This window comes from Cellulosimicrobium sp. SH8 (assembly GCF_025818875.1).
Taxonomy (GTDB): domain Bacteria; phylum Actinomycetota; class Actinomycetes; order Actinomycetales; family Cellulomonadaceae; genus Cellulosimicrobium; species Cellulosimicrobium cellulans_D.
Genome location: NZ_JAMXMH010000009.1, coordinates 66,678 through 80,889 on the forward strand (window position 1 = coordinate 66,678; position 14,212 = coordinate 80,889).

Consider the following 14,212-nt stretch of genomic DNA (forward strand, 5'->3'; position numbering starts at 1 on the left):
CGGGTTCGGCATGCTTCGGGGTCGTGGCTGAGGTTGTGGGGCGGCATGATCAGAGTGATGCGGCGTGGGCGGTGATCGAGTCGTTGCTTCCTGTCGCGTCGGTGGGGCGTCCGGCGCGGAATCTGCGTCGTCAGGTTGACGGGATCCGTCACCGGACCCGGGCGGGGTGCCCGTGGCGGGATGTCCCGGACCGGTATGGGTACCCCGCCCCCAGGTTACTCCGGCGTCGGGGCCGACGTCCGGCTCCAGGGTGCCGATCGCGCCCGATGTCGCACATCATTTGGCGTGCCGATGTCGCACGGCACCTGGTACAGGACAGATGCCCAGACCGAACTCCGTGAGAACGTTCCATACTGGCTCAAGGCGCGGCTCCGCCGCGCTCGGCCGCCCTGCCGGGTGGGACCCCGCGCTCCGCTCGCAAGCTCGCTGCGCACACCCCACCCGGCCGGCTGGCCGCAACGCGAAGGAGCTGCCCCGAGTCTCCTCGTGGGCCGCTCCTTGTCGACCCTTCGCGGCGTCGGACTCTCGATCAGAAGTCGCTCAAGCTGACGCCGAGCTCCTCCCGTGTCGCTGCGCTCTCCGCCTGCGGGACCCAGGTCGCGGCGTAGGTGCCAACCCGAGGGCCGTCGTCCCAGGTGAACGTGCCCGCCTGGATCTCGATGACGGTGCCCCACGGCGGGTAGTCCTCGAACGAGTCCTCTCGCGTGCCATCGGCCCAGATGACGATCAGCCAGACCTGTTGTTGGATCGTCAGGGGGCGACCTGGGGACCAGAAGGTGCTGAGGGAAGTAGCCACGTGACCGGCAAGTTCGCCGTCGCGCCACAGCGTGAGGCATCCGCCCTTGAAGACGTCGAGTGCCGGGTCCCGCTCACGCTTCAGCATCCCCGCATGCTCCCATGGACGCGCGCGCCCCGGCGGGATGCACGGCTCGGTAGGCGCGCGAGGTTGAGTTCCGGCCCCGTACCGACAGCCGAGCATCCGGCCGGCTCCGGCCCGCGTCAAGGGCGCCTGCGGCGTCGCTGCGCGATGGCCTGCGGCCACCCTTGACCCGGACCTCCGCAGACCTCCTGTGCTCCGCTATCGGTTCGGCGCCTCCGAGTGTCCCCACCGCGGTGCGCTGCCCGAGTCCACCGGTATGCCTCCGTTTTGATCGCTGCACGGACGCTGTCGCGCGCAACCCGGTACGAGCCGCGTCCGGGCGACGGTGCAGGTCAGGGGCGTTTTCTGGCAGCCTCGAGCGCGGGCATGGAAGCCGACCATCCAAGCTCACCGCTACCACCGACCGTAGGGCCCCACCCGCAGAATCCTGCGGGTGGGGCCCTTCGTCGTGCCGGTTCGGAACGGCAGTGCGTACCCGTGGGGCGGGAGAGCGATGACTCCCGGACCGTCCCACGGTCTGCCGTGCAGACCGTCGAAGCTGGGGAGGGTGCGATGAAGCTGTTGCTCACGTCAGGGGGAGTCACGAACCCGACCATCGAGGCGGCGCTGGTCAGGCTGCTGGACCGACCCGTCGGCGACTGCTCGGCGCTGTGCATCCCGACGGCGCTGTACGGCCACCCGTGGGTGGGGCCGGGGAAGAATGCCCGGGACTTCATCACGGGGGAGTCGGACCACATGGTGGGTCTGGGGTGGGGGTCCGTCGGCGTGCTGGAGCTGACGGCGTTGCCGAGCATCCCCGCGGACCGGTGGGTGCCGCGCGTCCGGGAGGCGGACGTGCTGCTGGCCGCGGGCGGCGACGCGGGGTACCTGGCGTACTGGATGCGACGGTCCGGGTTCGTGGACCTCGTGTCCTCCCTGACGGAGACGGTCTACGTCGGGATGAGCGGCGGCAGCATGGCGCTGACGCCGCGCATCGGCGAGGAGTTCGTGGGGTGGGAGCCACCGGACGGCGAGGACGCGGTACCGCTGGGGCTCGTCGACTTCTCGATGTTCCCCCACCTGGGCCACCCGGATCTCCCGGACAACACGGAGGCTGCGGCGCGGCGGTGGGCGGCGGCCCTGGGCGGGCCGGCGTACGCGGTCGACGACGAGACGGCGTTCGTGGTCGACGGCGCGGTGGAGGTCGTGTCGGAGGGAGTCTGGCACCGCCTGGCGTGACCAGGCGTCGGCTCGTCCCGACCTCTGCTCGTCCCGAGCGTCACGCCGACCGGCGTGACGCTCGCACGACGGCCGTCGCGGACGCGAGCCCGAGCACGAGGAACGCCCCGGCGACGAGCAGCGACCCGCGGGTCGCGTCGGCGAACCCGGACGCGAGCGCGTCGACGACCTCGGGTTCCTGCTGCCCGAGCTCGCCGTGCGTGCCCTCGGCGCGCAGCTGCGAGATGACGTCACCGGCGGAGCCGCTCGTCGCGTCGGCGAGGCGCGTGACCTCCGCGTCGGGCAGGCCCTCGCCGTCGAGCGCCGCGGGCACGGTGCTCGCGAGCAGGACGGCGAGCGCGGTCCCGACGAGCGCCGTCCCGAGCGCGGAGCCGACCTGCCGCGCCGTCGACTGCGTGGCGGAGCCCTGCCCGGACTCCTCGGCGGGGACCTGCACGAGGGTCGTGCTCGTGAGCTGCGCGGAGGCCAGGCCGAGCCCGACGCCGTAGACCACGAGCAGGACCGCGAGCAGCCACGGGGAGACGGTCGCGGTGACGGTGAGCGCGACGGCGGCGACGCCGACGATCTCGAGCGCGAGGCCGATGACCACGACGAGCGGTGCGCCGACGGCGGCGGCGAGGTGGCGCGCCGACGCGCCGGAGAGGAACGCGCCGAGCGCCATCGCCGCGAGCACGAGCCCGGCGCCCATTGTGGACAGCGCGAGCACGTTCACGAGGAAGAGCGGCAGGACGAAGATGATGCCGAACTCGCCCACGGCGACGGTCGTCGCGGTGACGTTGCCCCACCGGAAGGTCGGGATGCGGAACAGCGTGAGGTCGAGCAGCGCGGACCGCCGCACCCGCGCGCGGTGCCGCTCCCACGCGACGAAGAGCACGAGCAGGAGCAGCCCGGCCGCGAGGAAGACGGGGGTCGGCGAGACGGGCGCCGACGCCGGCCACGTCGCCCCGAGCAGCTCGACGTCACCCTTCGGGCTCCACCAGCCGAACGTCTGGCCCTCGATGAGCCCGAAGACGAGGGCGCCGAACCCGAGCGCGGACAGCACGAGCCCGGCGAGGTCCAACCCGGGGGCGAGCCCGTGCGCCCGCGTCTCCGGCACCCAGAGGTAGGCGCCGAGCACGACGAGCGCGCCGACGGGGACGTTCACGAGGAAGATCCACGGCCACGTGAACGACGTCGTGATCCACCCGCCGGCGAGCGGGCCGATCGCCGCCGCCCCGGAGATGACGGCGCCCCACACCCCGAACGCCGCGGCCCGGTCCTTGCCGCGGAACGTCGCGTTCACGGTCGACAGCGTCGAGGGCAGGATCGCGGCCGCACCCAGACCCTGGGCGAGCCGCCCGACGATGAGCGAGCCGCCGTCGTCGGCCGCGGCGGCGAGCAGCGACCCGGCGAGGAAGACGACGACGCCCACCACGAGCAGCCGCCGTCGCCCGAGCCGGTCGCCGAGACGGCCCGACGAGAGCAGCAGCGCGGCCAGCACGACGGCGTACGAGGCGCTGATCCACTGCGCCTCGCTCAGCCCGAGGTCGAGGTCGGCGACGATGTCCGGGACGGCGACGGCGACGATCGTCCCGTCGATGACGACCATCGACAGCGCGACCGCGAGGACGACGAGCGCGCGCCACCGGTTCGCGTGGGCCCGCGGGTCGACGGCGGGCTCGTCGCCCTCGGGCGGTTCGGTCTGCGGCGCGTTCCCCTGCACGGACTCCACGTGGCCTCCCCGGTGTCGTGGTGCGAGCCTCCGACCAGGATCGGCGCCCGCGCCCGGGACCGCATCACGGTGGAGCGGGCGGCCGCGCGGTCGGGCGGCCGTCGGGGTCCCCGCACGCGGGGCTGGTGCCTAGTCCTCGTCCTCCGGGGCCGCGGTGCGCACCGGCTCGCCGTCCGGTCCGAGCGGCTCCACGAGCGTGACGTCCTCGGTGTTCGGGTCGACCCATCGCTGGTAGCCCGGCCCGGTCTGCGCGGTCTCGAAGCGCACCGCGACACGCCCGTCGTCGCCGACTCGCACGACCCACCCGCGCCCGTCGGTCGCGGTCGCGACGTCCAGACCGGGCGCGACGACGGCGGCCGTCGCCCGGACGGGTCCCGTCGCCGACGGCGGGGGTGCGGGCGCGCCGCCGTCGCGCTCCGCGGTCTGCTCCGGATCCTCGGCGCCGAGCGGCAGCATGAGCTGCGCGTGCTCGGACAGCGCGTGGAATGCGACCCCGAGCAGGCGGACCGGCTCGGTGACGTCGGCGAGGCGGAGCGCGCGGTGCGCGGCGTCGCGCAGCGCCCCCTCGTCGGCCGTGGGGCGGGACAGCGTCACCGAGCGGGTGAGGGTCGTGAACGACGCGAGGCGCACCTTGACGACGACCGTGCGTGCCGCGACGGCGTGCCGCTCGAGGCGGGCCAGCGCGGCGTCGACCACGGGGTCGAGCGCGGCGGCGACGGCGGTGCGGCCGTGGAGGTCGGCGTCGAACGTGTGCTCGGCGCCCGCGGACTTGCGCTCGCGCACCGTCGTCACCGGCCGGTCGTCCCAGCCGCGCGCGATCCGGTACAGGTTGGTCCCGCCCGCCTCACCGGCGACGAGGAGCAGCGTGTCGAGGGGCTGGCGGCGCAGGTCGGCCACGGTGCGCACCCCGAGCTCGTCGAGCCGGGCGGCCGAGACCGGCCCGACGCCCCACAGCGCCCGCACGGGCAGGCTGAGCAGGAACGCGTCCTCGTCGTCCGCCTCGACCACGTGCACCCCGCCCGGCTTCGCGGCCTCGGAGGCGAGCTTGGCGACGAGCTTGGACCGGCCGAGCCCGAGCGACACCGGGAGCCCGCTCAGCTCGCGCGCCCGCTCGCGGATCCTCGTCGCGAGCGACTCGAGGTCGGTCTCGGGTTCGACGGCTGCGGCGAGGTCCGCGAACGCCTCGTCGATGCTCACGGGCTCGACGAGGTCGGTGACCTCGCGCAGCGCCGTCATGATCCGGGCGGAGTAGGCCGCGTACGCGGCGAACCGCGGCACCACGACGACGGTCGACGGCGGGCAGAGCCGCCGTGCCTGCTCCATCGGCATCGCCGAGCGGGCGCCGTACTGCCGTGCCTCGTACGACGCCGTCGCGACGACGCTGCGCGGGCCGACGCCGCCGACGAGCACCGGCCGTCCGCGCAGCGACGGTCGCTGGTGCTGCTCGACCGCCGCGAAGAAAGCGTCCGCGTCGAGGTGCGCGATCGTCGGGAGCGCGCGCAGCACCGGGGCGTGCGGCGCGCGGTCGATGCTCACCGCCCTACTCTGCCTCCCCCGACCGACACTGGGACCCGCACCCGGCCCGACGCCGCTCCGGCGCGGGTCCGGGTAGACGCCGTCGCGTGCGAGGAAGCCGCGGGCGAATTTCGTTCGGACTCTGGCGTAAACGCTGCTGGCCCCGGTATCTTGCAGGAGACCGAACAAATCCCGGGGTCCCCAGCCCGGGCCGAAGAGCAACGAGGCCTTCATGAACGATCGATCGACACCCAGCGCGGCCTCCTCGGGCCGCTCGCTCGCCAAGACCTCGCCCGCACCGACCGCCCGCTCGCGCGTGGTCGCGACCACCGCCGTCGTCGGGGCGCTCGCCCTGACCGCGGCCACCTTCGCGTCGCCCGCGGTGGCGGCGCCGCAGCCCACGGCGAAGCCGGCGGCCTCGGTCGCCGGGCCGTCGGACATCAACGGGTTCCGCAGCGTCGGCTACGTCATGGCCGACTCGCGCGTGACCCGCGACTTCCACGTGGCCGACCTCGTCCGCACCGGCGCGATCGAGGACCTCACGCACATCAACTACGCCTTCGGCAACGTCACGACCGACCTCGTGTGCGACATCGCCGACGTCCCCGGCGAGGGCGACCCCCTCAACGACTTCGTCGCGCAGGTCGCGGCCAAGGACTCCGTCGACGGCAAGGCCGACAAGCCCGGCCAGAAGCTCGCGGGGAACTTCAACCAGCTCAAGAAGCTCAAGGCCGTCAGCCCCGACACCAAGATCCTCGTCTCGCTCGGCGGCTGGACCTGGTCGGACAACTTCTCGGAGGCGGCGTCCACGGCGGAGGGGCGCACGGCGCTCGTCGACTCGTGCCTGGACATCTACATCGACGGCGACCTGCCGGTCGTCGACGGCAAGGGCGGCCCGGGCGTCGCGGCCGGCATCTTCGACGGCATCGACATCGACTGGGAGTGGCCGGTCACGGGCGGCGAGACGGCGAACGCGCGCCCCGAGGACAAGGAGAACTTCCTGCTCCTCATGGAGGAGTTCCGTACCGAGCTCGACGCGCGCGGCGCGGCGAACGGCGAGGACTACCTCCTGACGGCGTTCGCGCCGGCGGGCGGCTGGAACGCGGGCCAGGGGGGCTGGCTCGACCCGCGCCTGTTCGCGGTCGTGGACTTCCTCAACGTCCAGGGCTACGACTTCCACGGCGGCTGGGTGCCGAACCAGACGGGTCACCAGGGCAACCTGCACCCGGACGGCACGCAGAACTGGGGCCTCGGCCTCGACGGCGCGCTCGGCATGTACGTCAACGCGGGCGCCGACCCGTCGCAGGTCAACGCGGGTCTCGCCGCGTACGGGCACGGCTGGTACGGCGTCGAGGACGGCTCGCAGGGCTGGCAGCCCGCCGCGGGCTACATCGGCACCAAGACGTACGCCGAGCTGCGCTCGCTGGGCGGCGAGCAGTTCTTCGACCCGGAGATCGGCGCGAGCTGGCTCTACGACGGCGACCAGTGGTGGAGCTACGACGACCCGGCGTCCGTGACGGCCAAGGCCGAGTTCGTCGCGACGCAGGGCTACGGCGGCGCGATGTGGTGGGACCTCTCGGGCGACTACCGCAACGAGCTGGGTGACGCGCTGGGCTCGACGTTCCGCGCGGCGACCCCCGGCCCGGGCGTCGCCGACCAGTGCGCAGTGCCCTGGTACGGCACGGCCGTCTACACCGGTGGCGAGGTCGTCTCGCACGAGGGCTCGGAGTACAAGGCCCAGTGGTGGACCCGCAACCAGGAGCCGGGCGCGTCCAACGCCTGGAAGAAGATCGGTCCGTGCGGCACGGCGCCCGAGGTCGAGGTCGCGGACTGCGCCCCCGCCTGGTCGCGCGAGGCCGTCTACACCGGCGGGCAGACCGTGTCCCGCGCCGGTGTGAACTACACGGCGCAGTGGTGGACCAAGGGCGAGCTGCCCGGGTCCGTGACGTGGGGCTCGTGGGACCCGGTGGGTCTCTGCGCGTGAGCTGACGGGTCGTTCGGGCGCGCGCATCGCCCGGACGACCACCGCACGACGACGGCGGGCCCGGTCTCAGGACCGGGCCCGCCGTCGTCGTGCGGGGACAGTACGCACAGACCAGGCCTCTACCTCGCGGGACCAGGCCTCGACCTCGCGCGGTGGGCGGCGCCCTCAGCGCTACGCGCGGACGTCGCGGCGCAGGTAGTTCCAGGCGAGGGCGCAGCAGACGATGCCGTTGACCAGGCCCACCACCACGTCGGCTGGGCCGTGGGCACCGCGGTAGAGGCGGGACAGGCCCACCGCGAGCGGCACGAGGCAGCACACGATCGTGACGACGACGCGCAGGACGGGATGCGTGATGCGCTGCGCGAGCAGGGCGAGGGTCAGGTAGAACGCCGCGGACGCGCCGGTGTGGCCGGAGGGGAAGCTCGACGTGGGCGGTGCCTCGTCGAGCCGCGAGACGTCGGGGCGCTCGCGCCCCACGACGATCGACGACGTGAGGAAGATCAGCGCCTGCAGCGCGACGGCGAGCGCGGGCACGACGGCGAACCACCACTGCCGCGTGCGCCACCAGACGAGCGCGATGGTGAGCACCGTCCCGCCGATGATGAACTCGGTGGTCCCGATCAGCGAGAACAGGTCGGTCACGGTGTCCCAGAAGGGCGTGCGCCGCTCCTCCAGCCACCGGTTCACCCCGACCTCGCCGGGCAGGTCGCCCAGCGGACCCGTCACGAGGAACCCGGTCGCGACGATGAGGACCCACAGGACCGCGCCGGGGAGGAACGCCCGGAGACCGACGTCGCGCAGCACCTCCCTCGCGGTGGGCCGGGTCGTGTCGAGCTCGTAGCGGTGCACGAAGGGATGCATCAGACCTCGTTCCTGGGAGCGGAGCCGGAAGAGCGGGCGGTCCGGGCGGACACCCACCCGTGGTAGCCGACGGCGGACGCCCCTGCGACCGCGCCGCCGAAGAGGATGCCGCCGACGACGTCGGACGGGTAGTGCGCGCCGAGCAGCACGCGGTCGGCCGCGGCGACGAGGGCGAGCACCGTCGCGCCGGCGACGACGGCGACGCGGCCACGACGACCGAGCAGCGGCCACACGAGCACCGCGAGGCTCACGCCGACGGCGGCGGCGTTCATCGCGTGCCCGGACGGGAAGCTGGACCCGGGCACGACGGTCACCGCGTCCTCGACGACGGGGCGCGCGCGGTCCACGAGCTCCTTCGCGCCGAGCCCGAGCGCCCACGCGCCCCAGATCGTCCCGGCCGCCCAGGCGGCCCGCGTCCCGAGGCCGTGGCGCCGCCACGCCCACAGGCACACGCCCATCGCGGCGAGGTTCATCCATCGCGCGGCGAGCACCTCCTGGCCCACGAGCAGAGTGCGCTCGAACGCGGGCCGCTCGCCCGTGAACCCGGTCGCCGCGGCGACGGCGGCGCGGTCGGCCTCGACGACGAGCCCCGACTCCGCGCGCACGAGCCACGCGAGCACAAGAACGGGGACGGACGCCGCGACCCCGTACGCCGCGGCTCTCCCCAGCGCGCGCCTCCTGGCGCGCCCGAGCGAGCGGCGCGGGGCAGGGTCGGCGGGCACCCCCGGACGGTAGCCGGGGCGACGGCCGCACGCTCGTGGAGAGGGGGTCAGCCCTGACGGGTCACGCGGGCAGGGCGGCGACCGCCTCGATCTCGACGAGAGCACCGGGCCGACCGATCCCGACCCGCAGGACCGTCACCGCCGCGGGGTGCGGACCCCAGACCTCGCCGACGGCGGCGAAGCCCGCCATGAGGTCGGCCTCGGGAGCGAGGTAGACGGCGAGCCGCGCGACGTCCTGCGGCCCGGCACCCGCCTCGGCCAGCACGGCGAGGACGTTGCGCAGCGCCTGCGCGGTCTGGGCCGCGATGCCGCCCTCGACGATCGCGCCCTCGGCGTCGGTCCCGTTCTGGCCGCCGACGTAGAGCGTGCGACCGGTCTCGACGATCGTGCCCTGGGAGAACGCCGGGTTGCGGTGCAGCCCGGCCGGGTTGAGGTGCGTGACGCTCGGCGTGGTCATGGTCGTCCCCTCCTGCGGTCTGGTCCTGAGACGGCCGACGCTACGCGCGGCCACCCACAGGCCGCGGCGGAGACGGCGCCCGGTCCTCCGGCACCACGAAGGCCCGCGAACCACTCACGGGGAGCCCCGGGCACGGCCTCCGACGGGCCGTCCCGCCGTCGGCTGTGTAGGAAGGAGGGGTGAAGCAGTCAGCAGGGCTCGTGCTCTACCGGTTCCGTGACGACGTCGTCGAGGTGCTCCTCGGGCACATGGGCGGCCCGCTGTGGGCGCGCAAGGACGCGGGTGGCTGGACGATCCCCAAGGGCGAGGTGGAGCCCGGTGAGGACGGTCGTGCCGCGGCGCTGCGCGAGTTCGCGGAGGAGCTCGGCGTCCCGGCCCCGCCGGCGGAGGTGCCCGACCTCGACCTCGGGACCGTGCGCCAGCGCGCCGGGAAGCTCGTCGCGGCGTGGGCGCGCGAGGCGGTCCTCGACGTCACGGCGATCTCCAGCAACACGTTCGCGCTGGAGTGGCCCCCGCGCTCGGGGCGGATGCAGGAGTTCCCCGAGCTCGACCGGGCCGGCTGGTTCCCGCTCGCGAGGGCTCGCGGCCTCGTCGTCGCGGGCCAGGTCCCGCTGCTCGACCGCCTCGAAGAGCGTCTGGCGGACGACCGCGACCGTGCCGTCGAGCCGTAGGCTCCGGGCGTGGCGCTCTATCACTACGGACTCTCGAAGCCGCCGCGCAACCAGCGACGACGCCGCTGGTGGGCGATCGCGGTGCTGGTGCTGTCCGCCCTGGTCGGCCCCTTCGTCGTCGCGGGCGCGGTCCAAGGCTGGGTCGCGGGCGACGTCCCCGAGGCGCTGATGCTGACCCTGGTCTCGACCCTCTGCCTCAGCGGGGTCGGGAGCGCCGTCTGGGGCTTCGTCGACTCGTTCCGCGGCGAGGGCCCGAGGGACGGGCCGGACGGCGGCCGGCGTCAGCCGAGCAGGTAGGGCGCCGCGGCGAACCCGGCGGCGAGGCCGACGAGCACGACGGCGGCGGCGGACAGGTGCGAGTGGCGCGCTCGGCTCGCGGTGCGGCGGGCTGCCTCGGTCACAGTGGTCATGACGGTCCTCTCGTCGGGTGGTTCCAGGGAGAGAGACCGCGCCCGACGCGATCCATGACGCGGTTTCGGCCGACCTCGGCGCGATCTGCGTCACACCGTGGCGGCCGAAGCGCGCCAACCCTGGTGCAGCATCGTGCACCAGGGTCGGGTGGTTCGCTCGGGCAAGCGCGTGCGGCGGAGCCGCACCGCGCCCGACGAGCGGCGTCAGGCGTGCAGGATCAGCGCGTCGCCCTGCCCGCCCCCGCCGCACAGCGCCGCCGCGCCGATGCCGCCGCCGCGGCGCTTCAGCGCGAGCGCGAGGTGCAGCGCGAGCCGGGCGCCCGACGCACCGACGGGGTGGCCGAGCGCGATGGCGCCGCCGTCGGTGTTCACGACGTCCGCGTCGATGCCGAGGTCGGCGACCGACTGGAGCGCGACCGCGGCGAACGCCTCGTTGATCTCGACGAGGTCGAGGTCCGCGGCGGCGACGCCCTCGCGCTTCACGGCGGCCTCGATCGCCCGCGCCGGCTGGGAGTGCAGCGAGTTGTCCGGCCCCGCGACCTGGCCCGCGGCCCCGATCTCGGCGAGCCACGACAGCCCGTTGCGCTTGGCGAAGGCCCGGCTCGCGACGACGACCGCCGCCGCGCCGTCGGACAGCGGCGAGCTGGACCCTGCGGTGATGGTGCCGTCCTTCACGAAGGCCGGGCGCAGGCGCTCCAGTGCCTCGAGCGTCGTGTCGGCGCGCACGCCCTCGTCGTGCGCGACGACGACCGGCTCGCCCCGGCGCTGCGGCACCTCGACCGGCGCGATCTCCTCGGCGAGGTGACCGGCGTCGCGCGCGGCGGCGGCGCGCTGGTGCGAGCGCAGCGCGAACGCGTCCTGCTCGGGGCGGCCGATGCCGCGCGCCGCGCAGCCGCGGTCGGTGAGCTCGCCCATGACCTCGCCGCTGAACGGGTCGTTCAGGCCGTCGTGCGTGAGCGAGTCGGCCATCGTCACGTCCCCGAACGCGAACCCGGAGCGCGACCCGACCACCAGGTGCGGCGCGTTCGTCATGGACTCCTGCCCGCCCGCGACGACGACGCTCGCCTCGCCCGTGCGGACCAGGCGGGCCGCGTCGATGATCGCGGTGAGCCCCGACAGGCACAGCTTGTTGATCGTCACGGTGGGGACGTCCCAGCCGAGGCCCGCGAGGATCGCGGCCTGGCGCGCGGGACCCTGCTTGGCGCCCGCCTGCACGACCTGCCCGACGATCACCGTGTCGACCTGCTCCGGTGCGACGCCCGACGCCGCGAGCGCGCCGCGGATCGCGTGCGCGCCGAGCTCGGCCGCCGAGAGGGACGCGAGCGCGCCGCGGAAGCGCGCGAACGGGGTGCGCGCGCCGTGCAGGAGGACCGGGGTGACCTCGTCCTCGGGGGTGACGGCGGCGGCGTCGGGCAGGGGGCTGGCGTCGGTGCTCATGGGACTCCGATCCGGGGAGGGCGAGGAGACGGGGCGAACAGGAAGGAGCCCCGGCGCCGCGAGGAGGGGCGAGCGGCGCCGGGGAGCGGGGGAGGGCGTGCGGCCTCGGGACCGTCAGACGAACGCGGAGACGCCCGTGATGTCGCGCCCGACGATGAGCGCCTGGACCGACTCGGTGCCCTCGTAGGTGTGCAGGGCCTCGATGTCGGCGAAGTGCCGCGCGACGCGGTTCTGGAGCAGGATCCCGTTGCCGCCGAGGAGGTCGCGCGCGCTCGCGGCGACCTCGCGCGCCCCGCGGGTGCACGTGTACTTCGCGAGCGACGCCTGCGGGCCGGTGAGCGTCCCCGCCTCGTCGAGCCGCGTCATCTGCGCGACGAGGAGCTGGAGCTGCGTGATCGTCGAGAGCATCCGGGTGAGGCGCTCCTGCACCATCTGGTTCGCGGCGAGCGGGCGCCCGAACTGGACGCGCTGCTTCGCGTACGCGACCGCGGCCTCGTAGCACGCGACCGCGTGCCCGACGGCGGCCCACGCCACCCCGAGGCGCGTCGCGAAGAGCACGCGCGAGGTGTCCTTGAACGACCGCGCGCCCGGCAGGGCGTTCTCGGCGGGGACGAACACGTCGTCGAGCACGACGTGCGCCTGCCAGATCGCGCGGAGCGACACCTTGCCGGTGATGGTCGTGCCCGTGTAGCCCGGGGTGTCCTGCGGCACGACGAACCCGTGGACCTGGCCGTCGCCGTCGTCGCCGACGAGGCGCGCCCACACGACCGTGATGTGGCCCGACGACCCGTTGCCGATCCACTTCTTCTCGCCGTTCAGCACGTAGCCCTCGACGCCGTCGCGCGTCTCCTTGCGCGCCGTCGTCTCGAGCGAGACGGAGTCCGAGCCGTGGGTGGGCTCGGTGAGCGCGAACGCGCCGAGGATCTCCCCGCGCGCCATGGGCTCGGCGTACTTCGCCTTCTGCTCGTCGGAGCCGAGCATCTGGATGCTGCGCAGCGCGAGGCCGCCCTGGACGCCGCAGATCGTCGCGACGGAGCCGTCGCCGCGCGACATCTCCATCGCGGCGAGGCCCGCGCCGAGCAGGCTCACGCGCGGGCGGCCGTCGACGTCGACACCGTCGCGCAGGAGGTCGAGCTCGCCCATGCGCTTGATGAGGTCGGACGGGACCTCGGCGCGCTCCCAGTAGTCGTCGATGACCGGGAGCACCTCGTCCTGGACGAACTGCCGGACGCGCTGCTGGTGGGCGCGGTCCTCCTCGGTCGCGTCGGCGAACGCGCCGGCGTAGTCGAGGTCGAGCGGGGTCGCGAGGTCGTAGGTGGGCTCGGTGACTCCGGGCATGATCGGGGTGGTGGGCATCGGTGCTCCCCTGGGAGGGCGGCTGCGGTCGGTCGTGCGCGACCGGCTCCGGCGCGGGTTCGGGGGTGCGGGCCCGGCGTCGGCGGCGGTCTCTCCCATAGTGCAGCGATACCGGGTATCAGTCAATCTGAGACGGCGTATCGCATCGGATCGTGACGCCGTGCGACCCCGCGGGCCCCGTCCTACCGTCGAGAGATGGCCCTCGACCTGTTCGTGACGATGCACGTGCGCGACCACGACCCCGCGCGCGACTGGTACGCCCGCCTCCTGGGAGCGGACCCGACGTTCGTCGCGACGCCGACCGAGTCCGTCTGGGAGCTCGCCGAACGCCGGTGGCTCGTCGTCGAGCAGGTGCCCGAGCACGCCGGCCACGGCGTGGTCACCGTGTTCCGCGACGACGCCGACGCGTTCCTCGCCGCGGCGTCCGGCCGGGGGATCGAGCCGGACCGCCGCGAGACGTACGACGGCGGGGTCGTGAAGACCGTGTTCCGCGACCCCGACGGCAACGAGGTCGGGATCAGCGGTGCGCTCCCGTCGTAGGGTGCGGGCATGACCGGCGCGCGGGTGGACTGGGACGACGACGCCTCCGCGGGCGCGTGGATCGCGGCGCGGCTCGGAGAGTTCGGACCGCGCGTCGACGGCACGGTCCCCCGCGGGTTCGCGGCGTACGCGTGCGTCCCGCACCCCGAGTGGGACGACGACGTCACGCTCGCGACGCGGACCGACGCCCTGGTCGCCGTGCTCGCGCCCTTCACCGGGGACCAGCCCGTGCACCTCGCCCTGTGGACGGGCCACGCGTTCCTCTACGACCACGGCACGGACCCGCGCGCGAGCTCGGGCGTCGCGCCGCTGGTCGGATGGCCCGAGGACGAGCCGCGGCCGACCCCCGAGGAGATCGAGCGCGCGGTCGCCGAGGCGTGGGAGCAGCTCACGCCGACGCTCGTCGAGCGCCCGGCTGCCCCGATGCTCCTGCTCCCGCACCGTGAGTAC

15 protein-coding genes are annotated in these 14,212 nt (G+C 74.3%); 6 read left to right on the forward strand and 9 right to left on the reverse strand.

What is annotated here, in order from left to right:
* Positions 1-35: 35 nt before the first annotated feature.
* Positions 36-341: a transposase gene (locus tag NF338_RS21040; protein WP_412846886.1), complete on the forward strand. Its 306-nt coding sequence runs from the start codon at positions 36-38 to the stop codon at positions 339-341.
* Between the two features lie 188 nt (positions 342-529).
* On the opposite strand, the gene NF338_RS13385 is transcribed toward NF338_RS21040, so the two are convergent.
* Complete coding sequence (locus NF338_RS13385; RefSeq protein WP_264031239.1) at positions 530-883, reverse strand: hypothetical protein; 354 nt, start codon at positions 881-883, stop codon at positions 530-532.
* A gap of 549 nt (positions 884-1,432) precedes the next feature.
* Between NF338_RS13385 and NF338_RS13390 the strand changes: the two genes are divergently transcribed.
* Positions 1,433-2,098 carry a Type 1 glutamine amidotransferase-like domain-containing protein gene (locus tag NF338_RS13390; RefSeq protein ID WP_264031240.1) on the forward strand — a complete coding sequence of 222 codons (666 nt, stop codon included), beginning with the start codon at positions 1,433-1,435 and terminating at the stop codon, positions 2,096-2,098.
* Positions 2,099-2,138: 40 nt separating this feature from the next.
* On the opposite strand, the gene NF338_RS13395 is transcribed toward NF338_RS13390, so the two are convergent.
* A complete protein-coding gene (locus NF338_RS13395) occupies positions 2,139-3,809 on the reverse strand; it encodes a DHA2 family efflux MFS transporter permease subunit (RefSeq protein WP_264031241.1) in 1,671 nt (556 codons plus the stop codon).
* 129 nt (positions 3,810-3,938) lie between these two features.
* Positions 3,939-5,345, reverse strand: a complete 1,407-nt coding sequence (locus NF338_RS13400) for a DNA polymerase IV (protein WP_264031242.1) — start codon at positions 5,343-5,345, stop codon at positions 3,939-3,941.
* A 211-nt stretch (positions 5,346-5,556) separates the two neighbouring features.
* On the opposite strand from NF338_RS13400, the gene NF338_RS13405 reads away from it, so the two are divergent.
* Complete coding sequence (locus NF338_RS13405; protein WP_264031243.1) at positions 5,557-7,308, forward strand: glycosyl hydrolase family 18 protein; 1,752 nt, start codon at positions 5,557-5,559, stop codon at positions 7,306-7,308.
* A 171-nt stretch (positions 7,309-7,479) separates the two neighbouring features.
* Here the strand turns inward: NF338_RS13405 and NF338_RS13410 are convergent, their stop codons facing one another.
* From NF338_RS13410 to NF338_RS13420, 3 genes are all read right to left on the reverse strand, one after another.
* The gene (locus tag NF338_RS13410; protein ID WP_264031244.1) at positions 7,480-8,169 is read right to left on the reverse strand and encodes a phosphatase PAP2 family protein; all 690 of its coding nucleotides are present in this window, start codon (positions 8,167-8,169) and stop codon (positions 7,480-7,482) included.
* The gene (locus NF338_RS13415; RefSeq protein WP_264031245.1) at positions 8,169-8,891 is read right to left on the reverse strand and encodes a phosphatase PAP2 family protein; all 723 of its coding nucleotides are present in this window, start codon (positions 8,889-8,891) and stop codon (positions 8,169-8,171) included. Before NF338_RS13415 ends, NF338_RS13410 begins: the two co-directional genes overlap by 1 nt.
* A gap of 61 nt (positions 8,892-8,952) precedes the next feature.
* Positions 8,953-9,348: a RidA family protein gene (locus tag NF338_RS13420; RefSeq protein ID WP_264031246.1), complete on the reverse strand. Its 396-nt coding sequence runs from the start codon at positions 9,346-9,348 to the stop codon at positions 8,953-8,955.
* A 179-nt stretch (positions 9,349-9,527) separates the two neighbouring features.
* On the opposite strand from NF338_RS13420, the gene NF338_RS13425 reads away from it, so the two are divergent.
* Both NF338_RS13425 and NF338_RS13430 read left to right on the forward strand, forming a co-directional pair.
* Positions 9,528-10,019 carry an NUDIX domain-containing protein gene (locus tag NF338_RS13425; protein ID WP_264031247.1) on the forward strand — a complete coding sequence of 164 codons (492 nt, stop codon included), beginning with the start codon at positions 9,528-9,530 and terminating at the stop codon, positions 10,017-10,019.
* Positions 10,020-10,028: 9 nt separating this feature from the next.
* Positions 10,029-10,316 carry a hypothetical protein gene (locus NF338_RS13430; protein ID WP_264031248.1) on the forward strand — a complete coding sequence of 96 codons (288 nt, stop codon included), beginning with the start codon at positions 10,029-10,031 and terminating at the stop codon, positions 10,314-10,316.
* On the opposite strand, the gene NF338_RS13435 is transcribed toward NF338_RS13430, so the two are convergent.
* From NF338_RS13435 to NF338_RS13445, 3 genes are all read right to left on the reverse strand, one after another.
* Positions 10,301-10,429, reverse strand: coding sequence for a hypothetical protein (locus NF338_RS13435; protein WP_264031249.1), 129 nt, complete (start codon positions 10,427-10,429; stop codon positions 10,301-10,303). The genes NF338_RS13430 and NF338_RS13435 overlap by 16 nt on opposite strands.
* A 204-nt stretch (positions 10,430-10,633) precedes the next feature.
* Positions 10,634-11,866: an acetyl-CoA C-acyltransferase gene (locus tag NF338_RS13440; RefSeq protein WP_264031250.1), complete on the reverse strand. Its 1,233-nt coding sequence runs from the start codon at positions 11,864-11,866 to the stop codon at positions 10,634-10,636.
* A gap of 114 nt (positions 11,867-11,980) precedes the next feature.
* The gene (locus NF338_RS13445) at positions 11,981-13,222 is read right to left on the reverse strand and encodes an acyl-CoA dehydrogenase family protein (protein ID WP_264031251.1); all 1,242 of its coding nucleotides are present in this window, start codon (positions 13,220-13,222) and stop codon (positions 11,981-11,983) included.
* Positions 13,223-13,417: 195 nt separating this feature from the next.
* On the opposite strand from NF338_RS13445, the gene NF338_RS13450 reads away from it, so the two are divergent.
* Positions 13,418-13,762 carry a VOC family protein gene (locus tag NF338_RS13450; RefSeq protein WP_264031252.1) on the forward strand — a complete coding sequence of 115 codons (345 nt, stop codon included), beginning with the start codon at positions 13,418-13,420 and terminating at the stop codon, positions 13,760-13,762.
* Positions 13,763-14,212: the final 450 nt, after the last annotated feature.